This is a genomic window from Lyngbya sp. CCY1209, from assembly GCF_055795065.1.
Genome location: NZ_JAYFER010000474.1, coordinates 1 through 13774, shown reverse-complemented (window position 1 = coordinate 13774; position 13774 = coordinate 1). Strand labels below are relative to the sequence as shown.

The 13774-nt window shown below is 55.7% G+C and carries 6 protein-coding genes; 2 read left to right on the top strand and 4 right to left on the bottom strand.

The window, feature by feature from the left end; translation table 11 throughout:
* Positions 1–100: 100 nt before the first annotated feature.
* A complete protein-coding gene (locus AC0QHF_RS15210; protein WP_324705075.1) occupies positions 101–4309 on the bottom strand; it encodes a PAS domain S-box protein in 4209 nt (1402 codons plus the stop codon).
* 375 nt (positions 4310–4684) lie between these two features.
* Positions 4685–6265: a B12-binding domain-containing radical SAM protein gene (locus AC0QHF_RS15205; RefSeq protein ID WP_324705074.1), complete on the bottom strand. Its 1581-nt coding sequence runs from the start codon at positions 6263–6265 to the stop codon at positions 4685–4687.
* Positions 6266–6623: 358 nt separating this feature from the next.
* Between AC0QHF_RS15205 and AC0QHF_RS15200 the strand changes: the two genes are divergently transcribed.
* Positions 6624–7085, top strand: a complete 462-nt coding sequence (locus tag AC0QHF_RS15200) for a peroxiredoxin (RefSeq protein WP_324705073.1) — start codon at positions 6624–6626, stop codon at positions 7083–7085.
* A 95-nt stretch (positions 7086–7180) separates the two neighbouring features.
* Positions 7181–8365: an AbrB family transcriptional regulator gene (locus AC0QHF_RS15195; RefSeq protein ID WP_324705072.1), complete on the top strand. Its 1185-nt coding sequence runs from the start codon at positions 7181–7183 to the stop codon at positions 8363–8365.
* A 17-nt stretch (positions 8366–8382) separates the two neighbouring features.
* Here AC0QHF_RS15195 and AC0QHF_RS15190 read toward each other — a convergent pair whose 3' ends face one another.
* Complete coding sequence (locus tag AC0QHF_RS15190) at positions 8383–10107, bottom strand: putative bifunctional diguanylate cyclase/phosphodiesterase (protein ID WP_324705071.1); 1725 nt, start codon at positions 10105–10107, stop codon at positions 8383–8385.
* Between the two features lie 10 nt (positions 10108–10117).
* Positions 10118–13438 (bottom strand): MASE3 domain-containing protein, encoded by a 3321-nt coding sequence (locus AC0QHF_RS15185; RefSeq protein ID WP_324705070.1) that lies wholly within the window; start codon positions 13436–13438, stop codon positions 10118–10120.
* Between the last annotated feature and the right edge of the window lie 336 nt (positions 13439–13774).

Below are 13774 nucleotides of genomic sequence, written 5' to 3'. Positions count from 1 at the left end.
CCCCAATCATCTTCAGATGATTTGAGCTGTTAGCTTGGGAATTGATTCCCAAGCGGTCTTGATATCCAACCCGTTTTGTTCCGGTCTCCGGTTTCTCCACCTACAAAAGTTGCTGAATCATTGCCACCAATTCCTTCAACCGGACGGGTTTTCCCAGGTACTCGGTGGCGCCGGCTTCCAAACAGCGATCGCGATCGCCGTTCATGGCTAGGGCAGTGAGGGCGACGATGGGGACTTCCGCCAAATCGCGATCGCGGCGGATGTGTCGGATAGCCTCCAAGCCGTCCATCCCCGGCATTTGAACGTCCATCAAAATCAGATCCGGGCGTTCCGAACGGGCCAGTCCGATCGCTTCCGCACCGTTTTTGGCCACCATCAAGCGGTAGCCTTTCGCCCCCAGGTAACTCGACATCGTGCTGATATTGGCTTCGTTGTCCTCAGCCAGCAAAATCCGGGCGGGTGGGGGCGGTTCGGAGGATTCCGGTTCCGCCTCAGATGCCGACGGAACAGGCGGTTCCCAGGCCTGCGAGTCATCGCCCCCCGGCAAATCGACGGTGAAGCAACTGCCCGTCCCCACCTCGCTAGAGACGCCCACCTCGCCGCCGTGGAGTTCCACGATCTGCTTCACCAAAGCCAGACCCAAACCCGTGCCCTCATATTTCCGGTTCAGGGCGCCGTCGATTTGGACGAAGGGCCGAAAGAGCTTGTCGAGATTCTCCGGGGCAATGCCGATGCCGGTATCCATGACGGCGATGCGGAGCCTATTGCGCCCCGGTTCCCCCAAATTGACAAAAAACACCTCCAGGCCGATCCGACCCCCTTCCGGGGTAAATTTGACGGCGTTGGTGAGCAAATTGATCAGCACCTGGCGGATGCGGCGCTCGTCGATGTGCCAGTCCGGCAGGTTCTCGGGCACTTTGGTGGTCAGTTTGATATTTTTTTTCATCGCCTGCTGTTGGACGAAATTCAGGCTCGACCGACACAAAGGGGCGATCGCGGTGGGGGCACATTCGAGCTGAACCTGGCCCGCCTCAATTTTAGCCAGATCCAGAATATCGTTGATGAGGGACAACAAATGGGAGCCGCTGGACTCGATGGTGGCCAGCGCCCGGATTTGCCGCTCGTTGACCGGCCCGAACACCTCCTCTTGCAGCCCCTCCGTCATCCCCAAAATGGCGTTGAGGGGGGTGCGGAGTTCGTGGCTCATGTTGGCGAGGAATTCGTCCTTGAGGCGGGTAGCGCGGAGCAATTCTTCATTGGTGCGCTGCAGTTTGATTTCCGCCACCTTGCGATCGCTGATATTGGCCCAATAGCCGACGATCTCCACGGGCTCCCCCGCCTCGTCGCACACCAGGCGCAGTTCGTCCATCAGCCAGACGTAGTGACCCGCTTTGTGCAAAAATCGATATTCGTGGGCGATCGTCCCCTTTTGGAAAACTTCGGACGCCGATCGCAGCACCCCCGGGGCATCTTCCGGATGGATGTGGTTCGCCCAAAAGCTAGAATCTGCGGTAAATTCTTCCGGATCGTAGCCCAGGATCGTTTTGACATTCGGACTCATGAACGTCGCCCCGTAGTCCCCCTCGGGCCGGCAACTATAAATCATGGCGGGACTGCGAGCCAGGAGAAATTGCAGGCGCTCTTTCAGGAGCCGATTTTCCTCCTCCGCCGCCTTGCGATCGCTGATATCCGTATGGGTGCCGATCACCCGCAGCGGCTTCCCCTCCGCCGTCCATTCGATGACCTGGCCGCGATCCAGAATCCAAGCGATGCTGCCGTCTTTGCGGAACATCCGATGTTCGTTCTGGTAAACGGGGGTTTCGCCCCGAAAATGCCGGTCGAGATCGGCACGGCACTGCGACAGATCCTCGGGGTGCACCCGGCTCGACCACTCCTCCAGAGTATCGCCGATGTCCTCGTCGGCGTAACCCAACATCGCCTTCCACGCTTTGGAGAAAAAAACCCGATTCGTCCCGGCATCCCAATCCCATATCCCGTCCCCCGAGCCTTCCAGGGCGAATTGCCAGCGGGTTTCGCTCTCTCGCAGGGCTTTCTCGGCGGCTTTGCGCTCCGTGATATCCCGAAAAATCCCCTGCACCAGTTTGCGATGGGTGCACTGTCGCGAATCGCCGATCTCGATGGTCGTCGCGGAGATATCGACATCGACGATCGCCCCGTCCCGACGCACGATCCGGGCATCCAATACCTGAGTGCGATCGCCCCGGAGGACTTCCGAAAAGGTGGTTCGCATCCGCTCCAAATCTTCGGGGGGGTGGATCTGGGATAGGTCTATCCCGATCAACTCTTCGCGGGAATGGCCGAATAATTCCTCTGCCTGACGGTTGACTTCCACCAAGTTGCCCCCCACGTCGGCCAGCAAAATGGCGTCCCCGGCATTTTCCATCAGGGCGCGGTAGCGGGTTTCTCGCTCTTGGAGGGCGGCGGTGCGCCGTCGGACTTTGGCTTCGAGCTGTTGGTTGAGTTCCTGCAATTGTTCCTCGGCCCGTTTGCGATCGCTGATGTCGGTCAGGGTGCCGACGTAGCCCAGCAGTTGCCCGCCGTCATCCCACTCGGGGACGCTTTGTCCGTACACCCACCGCAGTGCGCCGTCGGGGTGTACAATCCGAAATTCACACTGGCAGGAACTCCTTTCGGCGAGGGTTTTCGCGCACTTTTTGAGAACCCAGTCGCGATCATCGGGGTGCAGCATCTCCACCCACCCGGTGCCCATCGCCATTTCCGGAGTCAGTCCCGCGATCGCGCACCAGCGATCGTTGGCGTAGACACAGTTGCCGTCGATATCGGTGCGAAAAATCCCCACCGGTGCCGCCGCAGCCAGGGAAGCGTAGCGCCGTTCGCTCTCCCGCAGGAGGGCGTAAGCCTCTTCCCGCTCGGTTTCGAGTCGCTTCGCTTCGGTCAGATCCCGGCCTTCGGGGATGATCAAAATCACCCGTCCGGCTTCGTCCGCCACGGGGCGCAGGGAAAAATCGATGGGAATGGTGCCTTGGGTACCCCAAATCTCCACTTCGTAACGGACGAACTCCCCCCGAGCCGCTCGAGCGATCGCGCCCCGCAACTGCTCCCGAGTTTCCGGAGAAATCTGCCACCACGGGGCTTCCCAAAACGGACGCCCCACCACCGCTTCCCGGCCGACTCCCCCCACCGCCAGAGCGATGCGGTTGGCTTCCAACAACGTGCCGTCCGGGTTCAGCAGGCCGATAAACTGGAACATATTCTCGAAAATGCCCCGAAACCGCTTTTCGCTCAATTTCAATTCTCGGGTGCGCTCCTCGACGGTCAATTCGAGGGAGGCGTTGAGGGCCTGCAGGGATTGGTAGAGTTCGGCCTGTTTGACGGCGATCGCGAACTGCACCGACAACAGCCGCAGCAGCTCGATGTCACCTTCTTCCCAAACTCGGGGCGCTCGGCACTGGTGCACGACCAGCAACCCCCAGAGACGCCACGTTTCGCCCTCGGGCAGTAGAACTGGCACCACCAGGTTGGCCCGCACCTGAAACCGCTCCAGGAGTTTGATGTGGCACTCGCTCAGGCCGGCGGTGTAGATATCCTCGCAGGCGAAGACCCGGTTTTCTCGGTAGGCGCCGCCGAGATTTTCCTGGAAGCAGGTGTCTAGGATCTCGGTTCCGAGAGATTCGTTCCAAGGAGCAACCACGGACTCGGCGGTAATCGTGCCGCTCATGTCCGGGTTGAATTGGTAAATGACGGCGCGATCGGCCCCCAAAAATTCCCCCACTTCCCGGACGATCGCCTCGGAAATGTCTTGTAAATTGAAATACTCCCGCACCCGCAGGGCAATTTCAGCCACCAGGGCTTCCTGTCGCCGCGATCGCGCCAATTTGCGGGTTAGGAAGACGCGATCGCGCACCTGGCGGACGGCGATACACAGGGACAACGCCGTGATATCCCCCTTGGTGAGATAGTCGGACGCCCCCAGTTTCATCGATCGCACCGCAGTCCGCTCGTCCCCCTGTCCGGTGAGGACGATGGCAGGGAGTTGGCTGTCCTCGAATTCCGGGGCGATCGCCTCCAGAAATTCCAGTCCGTCCCCGTCGGGCAGGTTCACATCCAGCAGCACCACTTCCGGGGGCCGCACCCGCCACAATTCCAATGCGTCTTCGAGGGTTTCTGCTTCCAGGATTTCGTAGTCTTCATCTCCCGACGATCGCAGGTGGCGGATGTAGGTGGCGCGATCGGTTTCGGAATCTTCTACGATCAAAACGGTGGGGAGCGATGGGTGCGCGATCCGCGATCGCGCCGTCGGAGAGGTGAGAAGACTGGAATTGTCCATAATGATTGGGGATGGGCTCGGGTCACAGAGACTCGCCGGTTTCAGAACTCGCCTGACTCCGCACTGGGCGATCGGTGCGAGAGTCTTCCGATTTTTACGATTCCCGATTCCGGGTTCAAATTGATACCGTCCATCGAATCGGGTTTCTCATCCGCCCATTATAATATCGATCCCGAGTCCTTTCACTATCGCGATCGACCGTCGGCTTTCGACTTGAGGTCAACCTTCCTTCCTTTTTTCCGAGTTTTTTCCGATCTCCATTATTCCTCGATCCAATTCAGCCACCGCGAGAACCTGAAATTGGCAGAAATGAAGAAAATATAAAATCTGAAATCGGGGCGCCAGCCTGGCACCCCGACTCGAATTCCCCATCTTTTAAACGCCGATTTCGGACAAGGTTTCCGCCTCCTTAGATTCCGCTTCTTTGGCTTTGAAAGCAGCCAGTTGTCCGGCGATTTCCTTACCCACGGTTTCGCGGTATTCCAGAAAATGCTCGTTGTGGGCGCAGGTGATCAGATAATGTTCCCAAACCTCGGGGTTGTGGCGGAGAATGCCGAATAAATGGTGCCAGAATTTCCAGCGAGTCGATCGCTTGATCCCCTGCCGCCAGACGATAATCGCCAAGGCCCGAAGATCGACCCATTCCGGAGTTTTGAACGGGGCGTTGCTACGGGGGGCGCCCAACTTCAAGAAACAGCGGTAAGTCCGATCCAAATAGCGATCGGGTTCGTACAATGTCCGGAATGCCTGGATATATTCCGAGGCGATTTCCTCCACCGGGCGGGTGGGTTTAAAATTCATCAACATGGTTTGGTTGGTGGCGTGTTGGCTGATCTCCTCGGCGGGCAACAGCCGCCCCTCTTTTTCCAGCCGATGCCACAGCCCCGTATTGGGCAGGGCTTGCAGCATCCCCAGCATGGCGGTGGGGATGGCGGCCTGTTCCACGAAGTTGATGACGCGGGTGGCGGCGTCGGATTTTTCCCCGTCGAAACCGATGATAAATCCCGCCATCGGGCGCAGGCCAGCCTGGATGATTTTATCGACGGAATCGGCCAGGGAACTGCGGGTATTTTGGTACTTTTTGGTCAGGGTTAAACTGTCTTCGTCTGGGGTTTCGATGCCTAAAAATACCGCGTCGAAATTGCAGTCCACCATCAGATCCATCAGTTCCTGATCGGCGGCGAGATCGACGGATGCCTCCGTGTTGAACCGGAACGGATATTGGTGTTCTTTCTGCCAATCTTTCAGGGCTTTTAGCAACAATTTTACATTGCGTTTGTTGCCGATAAAATTATCATCGACCATGAACACGCTCCGCCGCCATCCGAGTTCATAGAGGCGATCGAGTTCTTTGAGAAGTTGTTCGGGGGTTTTGGTGCGGGGTTTGCGGCCGTAGAGGACGATAATATCGCAGAATTCGCACTGGAAGGGACAGCCCCGGGAAAACTGCACCGACATGGAGTCGTAGGCGTCGAAGTCGAGGAGATCGTAGCGGGGGACAGGGGTGGTGGTGATGTCGGCCTTTTCCGGGGAACGGAAGGTCCCGGACGTTTCGCCCCGGTTGAAGGCCTCCACGAATTGCGGCAGGGTGATTTCTCCTTCGTCGAGGACGAGATAATCGGCCTCGGCGACTTCATGGGGGAGGGAGGTGGCGTAGGGCCCGCCGACGGCCACGGGTTTGCCCCGGCGTTGGGCCTCTCGAATTTGGTCGAGGAGGTCGGGTTTTTGGACGACCATAGCCGAGAAGAGCACCAGGTCGGCCCATTCCCACTCGGCCTCGGTGACGGGGCGGATGTTGCGATCGACGAGTTGGAATTCCCACTCCTGGGGGAGGATGGCCGCGACGGTGATCAAGCCCAGGGGGGGCAGGAGGACTTTGCGATCGACGAGTTCGAGAATTTTATCGTAGGACCAGAAGGTTTGGGGGAAGAGGGGATAGATGAGTAAAACTCGCATGGATTGAGTACCTCGTTGGTTGGTCGTCGGTGGGAGGAGGCGGAGGGGGCACAGGAGGCGGAGGAGGCAAGTTTATATCAGATCCGTACAAACTCCTCAATCATCTGAATATGATTTGATCGGGTTGGGGCCCCTGGCTTGCGCCCTCGGGAATTGATTCCCAAGCGGTCCGGAAATCCCACCCTCAGATCCCTCGGCTCCCTCGGCTCCCTCGGCTCCCTCGGCTCCCCCCGCTCCCCTCGCTCCTCCCACCTCCGAAGCCGTCGGGGGGTTTCCGCCGGGGGGAAATCCGCGATATCATAACAAAAGATAACAAAAGTTAACATTTCTCAGAATCAAGTTACAGGATATCGCAAATATGCCAGTTCAAGTTGGAGATGTCGCCCCCGATTTTACCCTGACCTCCCAAACCGGAGCATCGGTCAGCCTCAAGGATTTTCGAGGTAACAAGGCGGTCGTCCTCTATTTTTACCCCAAAGATGACACGCCGGGGTGCACGGCGGAGGCCTGCGCGTTCCGGGATAGTTACACCATCTTCCAGGAGACGGGGGCGGAGGTGATCGGCGTGAGTGCGGATTCCCCCCAGGATCACCAGAACTTTATCAATAAATACAATTTGCCCTTCACCCTGTTGAGCGACAAGGGAAACAAAGTCCGGCAATTGTACGGGGTTCCGGCGACGCTGTGGATTCTTCCGGGGCGCGTCACCTACGTCATTGATAAAGATGGCGTGGTGCGGCATATTTTCGATTCCATGCTGGACTTCAAGGCCCATGTGGATGAGGCCCTCAAGACCCTGCGATCGCTCCCCACCCCCTGATTTCCCGCCGGCGCCCGGCTCTGGTCCGTTTTTCCAAACAACCGGGTGCCCCCACCCAACTCACCCCGGCTATTCCGTCCGCGCACCTTTCCTCCATGAAGATCACCAGCTATTCTTCGATTCCGTTTCAACTCAGCCAACAACTGCTGCAATTCAACCCCGTCGAGAGTTTCCGAGAAAAACTTCCCTTCGATGTCGTCCGAGGGTTCGTCACTGCGATGCAAATGGCGATCGCGATGGCGGCGGGGTGGCTGTTCACTTTCCTCAACATCCCCGTGGGGTGGCTCCTCGGGCCGATGGTCGCCGGCATCCTGCTGGCCGTGGGCTGGCGGGAATCCCGACCCCTGCCGAAGTCCCTGAACGTCGTCGGACAGGCGATCGTCGCCCTCACCACCGCCACCCGATTTTCCCCCGACACCCTGGTTCTGGCCAAAACCTACGCTTTGCCCCTCCTCGCCTGTGTCGCCGTCACCGGGGCGATGAGCCTGTTGAACGGCTATTTGCTGTGGCGGTGGGCGAAAATCGATCGCGCCACCGGATTTTTGGGATGCATCCCCGGCGCCGGCCCGAGTTTGGTGGCGATGAGCGAACAGATGGGCGCCGACGCGATCGCCGTGGCCGTCCTCCAGTACCTCCGCATCCTGCTGGTGGCCTTCATCATCCCCTCCCTGGCCGGGTTCTGGTTCGCCGACGCCCCCGTTTCCGAAATCGCGATCGCTCTGCCGGAAGTGTCCGGGACTCCCGCTGCCCCATCCGTCCTCAACTGGGGGGTGCTCGCGGCCTGCGGCGGTTTAGGAATTTGGCTCGGCCCCCGGTTGCGCCTCCCCTCCCCCCTGTTTCTGGGGCCGTTTCTCGCCGGACTCTTGGGATTGTCGGTCTGGCCCTATTCCCTGGAAATGCCGCCGTTGGCCTTTACCGCCGGGTTGCTGTTGCTGGGACTGGCCACAGGCCTCAAATTCGACGGAAAAACCGCCCGCAAGTTAATCAAGGCGGTACTCATCGAAGTGGTGTTGGTTCTCGTCTTAATTGCCAGTTGTTTGGGGGCCGGATACGCCTTCCATTTGGTGACGCAGGTGGACACGATGACCGCCATTCTGGGCTCGACTCCGGGGGGGCTCACGGCGATGATTGCCACGGTGATCGAACTCGGTGGCGACTCCGGTTTGGTGATGGCGATGCAGATGACGCGGATGTTATTAATTCTGCTGCTAGTGCCGTGGGTGTTGCAACTGATGCTCCGGGGGAAAGCCCAGCAAAATGAAGAGCTCGAAACCCGCTGAAGGTAACAAGTCGAGAATTACTGCCGGCGATCGCCCTTCAGCAGGGCTTCAAGTTGGGCGGCGCTCACCGGCGGGCTGAAAATGTAACCCTGGACGATATCGCAGCCGTGCCGCTGCAAAAACTCCAGTTCGGCTTCGGTTTCCACCCCCTCCGCGATCGCGGTCAAATTCAGCAGGTGAGCCATTTCGATCACGGATTTGGTGATCGTCGCGTTGCGGATATTTTGATGGATTTTGTTGATAAAAGAGCGGTCGATTTTTAAAACGTCAGCCGGAAATTGTTGCAGGTAACTCAACGACGAATATCCGGTGCCAAAATCGTCGATGGCAATCTGCACCCCCCGGGACTTGAGCCGCTCCAGTTTTTGAACCGAAAAGCCGATATTTTCGATCAGGGAATTTTCGGTCAGTTCCAACTCGATTTTGTCGGGGGCAATGCCGACGGTTTGAATGGTTTGAACGATCGTTTCTTCGAGATCCGCTTGGTTGAATTGTCGGGGGGAAAGGTTGACGGCAATTTTGAACTCTTCAAATCCGCGATCGTGCCACATTTTAACCTGGCTGACGGCCGTCCGAAACACCCATTCGCCGATGGTTTCGATCAAGTCCGTTTCTTCGGCGATGGGGATAAACTTGGCCGGGGATATCAGGCCCCGGGTCGGATGAAACCAGCGCAGCAGGGCTTCGGCTCCCAGGATTTGACCCGTCTTCAAACTGAATTGGGGTTGGTAGTAGACGGCTAGTTCTCGGCGTTCGATCGCGTGGTGCAAATCCGCCTCCAGGGTCACGATTTCGCGGTTCGTCAGGGCGGGACTTTGCCCCCGATAAAATGAATATTTATTGCCGCGACATTTCCGGACTTGATGCATCGCCATTTTGGCATCGTGCAACAGTTGCCCCAGGTCGCGGTCGTCCCGGGTACAGCAGGCGATGCCGATGCTGACGGTGCTGAAGACTTCTTGATTGTCCAGGTAAAAGGGGTCGGAAAACAGGTCGAGAATCGTGCGGGCAAAATTGGCGATTTCGTCCCGGCTGTCGAAGGGGCTTAAAATGATACAAAATTCGTTCGTGTTCAGGCAAGATATGACGGATTGGGGAGGCAGTACGCTGTGGAGTTTTTGGGCGGCTAACTTCAGCAAAATATTGCCCCAATGAAATCCCAGATTTTCGGAAATAACTTGAAATCGATCTAAGCTGAGATATAACATCGGCAAAAACGGTTTTTGCTCCCCGTCCCACTCCCGCAAAATTTTCGCGAATGATTCCCGCAACAAAAATTGATTGGGAAGTTTCGTCAGGCGGTCGTAGTAGAGGAGTTCGTTGAGCCGTTCCTCGGCTGAGGCGAGGCGAGTTTGATAGGACTCGACCAGGGCGGCGTGTTTGCGGAGGCGAGTGCGAATCGCGTCGAGCAATTCGGTTTCGTGGAAGGGTTTGGTGATGTAGTCGTCGGCCCCCAAATTCATCCCCCGCCTCTGATTCTCGCGGGTGCCTTTTGCCGTCAGAAAAATGAAGGGAATATTCTGGGTTTTTGGGTGCGATCGCAGTTGGGAAAGCACTTCGTACCCGTCCATATTCGGCATCAAAATATCGCAAATAATCAAGTCAGGAAATTCGATTTTTGCCAGCTCGATGCCCCTTTCTCCATCCGCCGCCTGCCGGATTTCAAACCCTTCTAACGTGAGAAGATCTTCGATCAAATCCCGGATCGGCTCTTCGTCTTCAATTACTAAAATTTTAGTCATCGGCACGGTATTAAAAATGAGGGAGTATGACGGTAAATTTTGTCCCCACCCCAATTTGGCTCGTGAACGCGATCGCCCCCCCCTGTAACTCGACATATCTCTTGACGATGTTCAAACCCAGTCCCGTCCCCGGAATTTTGCCGACGTTGCGGCCGCGTTGGAAGGATTCAAACACGTTTTCGTAGTCCTCCGGAACAATTCCGATGCCGCGATCGGACACTTCAAATTGAATGCGTTCTTTTTGACAATTAATGTCGATATTGACGGGGCTGTGAGCCGGAGAGTATTTGATGGCATTGGAAATTAAGTTCGAGAGAATCGGTTTCAGCAATTTTTCGTCCAATTGAACGGGGGCCGAACAATCACTGTGGACGGCTAAATTGAGCAAGTGATCTTTACCCAGCCCCATTTTAAACTCTTCGACGAGATCCTGACAAAATTCTGTCATATTTAAGGGAAATAGCCTGATTTTAATGTTTTCGCAGTCCGCACGGCTGATCGCCAAAACATCATTGACGAGATCGTTGAGCCGGTCCCCCGCCCTTTGAATGTTATGCAGGTGTTTCGAGCATTTCTGTTCCGAAAGTTTGTGGCCGTGCTTCTCCAAAAACTCCGCCGAACCGATAATCGACGTCAGCGGCGTGCGGAATTCGTGGGATGCGATGTCAATAAATTGGCTTTTGAGTCGGTTCAGTTCCCTTTCTTTTTGAAAGGCGTTTCGGAGGCGAATTTCGGATTGTTTGCGATCGCTGATATCAAAAATTGCCCCGTCCAAGTACAGAATGTTGCCGTGGCGGTCGAACATCCCCTGCCCCTTTTCGTAAACCCAGCGAATTTCCCCGTTTCGATGCCGAATTCGGTATTCGATGATGAACGGTTGCCGCTCCGCGATCGCCCGTTTGACCGACATTTCGACCGTCTCGCGATCGTCGGGTTCGATCAAACTCACATAACTGAACACCGTATTTTGAATCAACTCGACGGGGGCGTAGCCGGAAATATTTTCGATGGCGTGGCTGATAAATTGCATCGTCCAGTCCGAATCGCACAGACACCGATAAATTGCCCCCGGAATGTTGGCGACCAAACTGCGAAACCGTTCTTCGCTGTCCCGCAGGGCAATTTCCGCCCGCTTGCGATCGCCGATATCTTTCACGAAACAATAAGAACCATCAAAATTGCCCCGCCCGTCATCCGCTTTGATCAAAGTGACATCCTGATAAAATATCGACCCATCTTCCCGCACTCCTCTCAACTCCCGTGTAACTTTTCCCTCTTCCAGCATTTGTTGATAGGCGATCGCGGCCTTCGACCAATCTTCCGGATAGATCGTTTGCCCCCATTTCCAGCCGATAAAATCCCCGGGGTTCCGGATGCACAAACAATCGATATAAGCTTGATTCATGCTCACATAACACCCGTCGCGGTCGAGTCTGACGATGCCTTCCACCGCATTTTTCAGGGCCGTATTGAGCTCCCGCAAATCGGATTCTACCTTTTGTCGCAGGGCAATTTCCCCCCTCAACTTGCGGTTGCTCTCCTGCAGTTCTCGCGTCCTTTTTTCGACCCGAACTTCGAGTTCGTAATTGAACCGAGACAGGGTATCTTTGACCTGTTTTCCCGTCGTGATATCCCAGCGAATTGCCAAATACTGCCGGGGTTTTCCATCGGCATCCAAAAACGGGACGATGGTGGTGTCCACCCAATACAACCGGCCATCTTTGGCCCGATTTTGAATTTCTCCCTGCCAAATTTCTCCTTTGGAAAGGGTCGCCCACAAGTCCCGAAAAAACTGCGGTGGGTGGCAGTCGGAGTTGAGGAGGTGGTGGGTTTTGTCGAGCAGTTCCTCCCGCCCATATCCCGAGATTTCACAAAATTTGTCGTTGACATAAGTGAGGGTGCCTTCGGCGTCCGCGATCGCCACGATCGCCGCCCGATCCAACGCATATTTCATCTCGGAAAGCTGCTGGTAAGCGACCCGAATTTCAGTTTCCGCCTGTTTGCGATCAATTTCCTGTCCGAGGGCATTGGCGATCGCCTGCAGTGTATCCCGCAAGGATAACAAATCCTGGGAATGTCGGCGGCGGTCGGCGAGGGCGAGGGTACCCAAAATGCGATCGTGGGTGGGGATGGGGACGCACAGAAAGGTTTTGACTTCCAAGGCTTGGACGTTGGGAAAGCGGTATTCTAGAGCTCGGCTGGCATTCCCTTCGACAACGGCTTCTCCCGTCATGGCGACGGTTCCAGAAATGGTTTGTTCGACGGGTATCCGCACCAGTTCGCCGGGACTCATCGGCAAGCCAACCGCTCCGATAACGGTCATCTCCCGCTTCAGCGGATCGTACAATTTAATCGCCGCGATCGGAAACTGGAACCGGTCGGCCAACAACTGGGACAATTCCGCGTAGGTTTGGGAAAGGGATGGGGAAGACAAAAACAGTTTGGAAATCAGATTCAGGGTTTCTTTCTGATGTTCCGATCGCTGGCGTTCGCCAATTTCGTGGCGAAGTTGTTGATTTTTCTGTTTCAACTCACTTTGATACTGTTTTTCCTGCCTGAACAGGAGCGCGTAGGGTTGGGTGAGGCCGATTTCGATGGTCGCCTTGTAAATGAGGTAAAAGGAAACAATTTTAAACAGATGGCCGACAAAATTTGAGATGCCGTAGACATTAATATAAAAAATGAATGCCAATTCCGCGATGATGGTCAAAATTAATGAGAAAACCAGAAGTCGAAAAATTTTAACATCGAAGAAATTGCGAATTTGATAGAGGCGGGCGATCGCCAGCAGCAAAATTAGGGAAATCATCAATTCGCTAATTTTCTTGAACGGAGTCAATCCCACCCCTTCGATAAAACAGGTGGGGAAGTTCCGGAGGTGAAAAATTTCTCCCAGCAAAAAGACGGTCAATGCGACATATCCGAGCCAGAGCCACCGCGGCTTAACCGGATGTCGGTAAAAAATCGTCGCCGTTAACAGGGAAAGACTCTCGACGTAGCGGGCGACGATCCAAAGTTGGGTCGCCACATTGGCGGTATCCTGTGCGAAGATTCCCATCCCCTTGTAAGAGAGGGTGTGAAACAGGTCGAAGATCCCGACAAATAAATAGGCAATTCCGACCCATAGAAAATAAGTATTCTGAGAAAATTTGCGGGTATTCCAAGCGACGATAAAAATGCTGTAGGCGATGATGAGACTGAACAGTTCGGCGAGGGTATGAAAGAGCAGATAATTGAAGGGGGCAGTGGCAGCGATCGCCACGATAACCAGCGCGTCCGGCAGGATCTCAAAATCCCGGCTCGGCATCGGTTCAGATCGAGATCGGGTCATCTTTTTCCCCTCCCTGACTTCGCCCAAAAATCGGTTCAAAAGCACCCTTTTTGAGCGGTCATGAGTCGCGAGTTAGGAGTGGTTCTCTCCCCTCTTGCCTCTTTTCCCTCCTCAAAAGGTCACACTTTTGAATTTTGAATGCGTGAATTTTGACTTTTGACTGGCGAACGGTTTCCGACTGGCACCGTTTTTCAGTGGGGCGCGATCGCCCAGACCCTGGGCCCGCCGGGGCAAAAATTAGAGCGTCCCTTCATCGCATTTTTGACTTCTCCCCGGTCTAAAGACGCGGGGATTCTTAAGCCGTCCAAAACTGAACTCTTAAAGGCATAGTCAATG

Excerpts from the sequence above, each read along its gene's own strand:
- AC0QHF_RS15210 (WP_324705075.1), bottom strand. The coding sequence starts at position 4,309 with ATGGACAATTCCAGTCTTCTCACCTCTCCGACGGCGCGATCGCGGATC.
- AC0QHF_RS15205 (WP_324705074.1), bottom strand. The coding sequence starts at position 6,265 with ATGCGAGTTTTACTCATCTATCCCCTCTTCCCCCAAACCTTCTGGTCC.
- AC0QHF_RS15200 (WP_324705073.1), top strand. The coding sequence starts at position 6,624 with ATGCCAGTTCAAGTTGGAGATGTCGCCCCCGATTTTACCCTGACCTCC.
- AC0QHF_RS15195 (WP_324705072.1), top strand. The coding sequence starts at position 7,181 with ATGAAGATCACCAGCTATTCTTCGATTCCGTTTCAACTCAGCCAACAA.
- AC0QHF_RS15190 (WP_324705071.1), bottom strand. The coding sequence starts at position 10,107 with ATGACTAAAATTTTAGTAATTGAAGACGAAGAGCCGATCCGGGATTTG.
- AC0QHF_RS15185 (WP_324705070.1), bottom strand. The coding sequence starts at position 13,438 with ATGACCCGATCTCGATCTGAACCGATGCCGAGCCGGGATTTTGAGATC.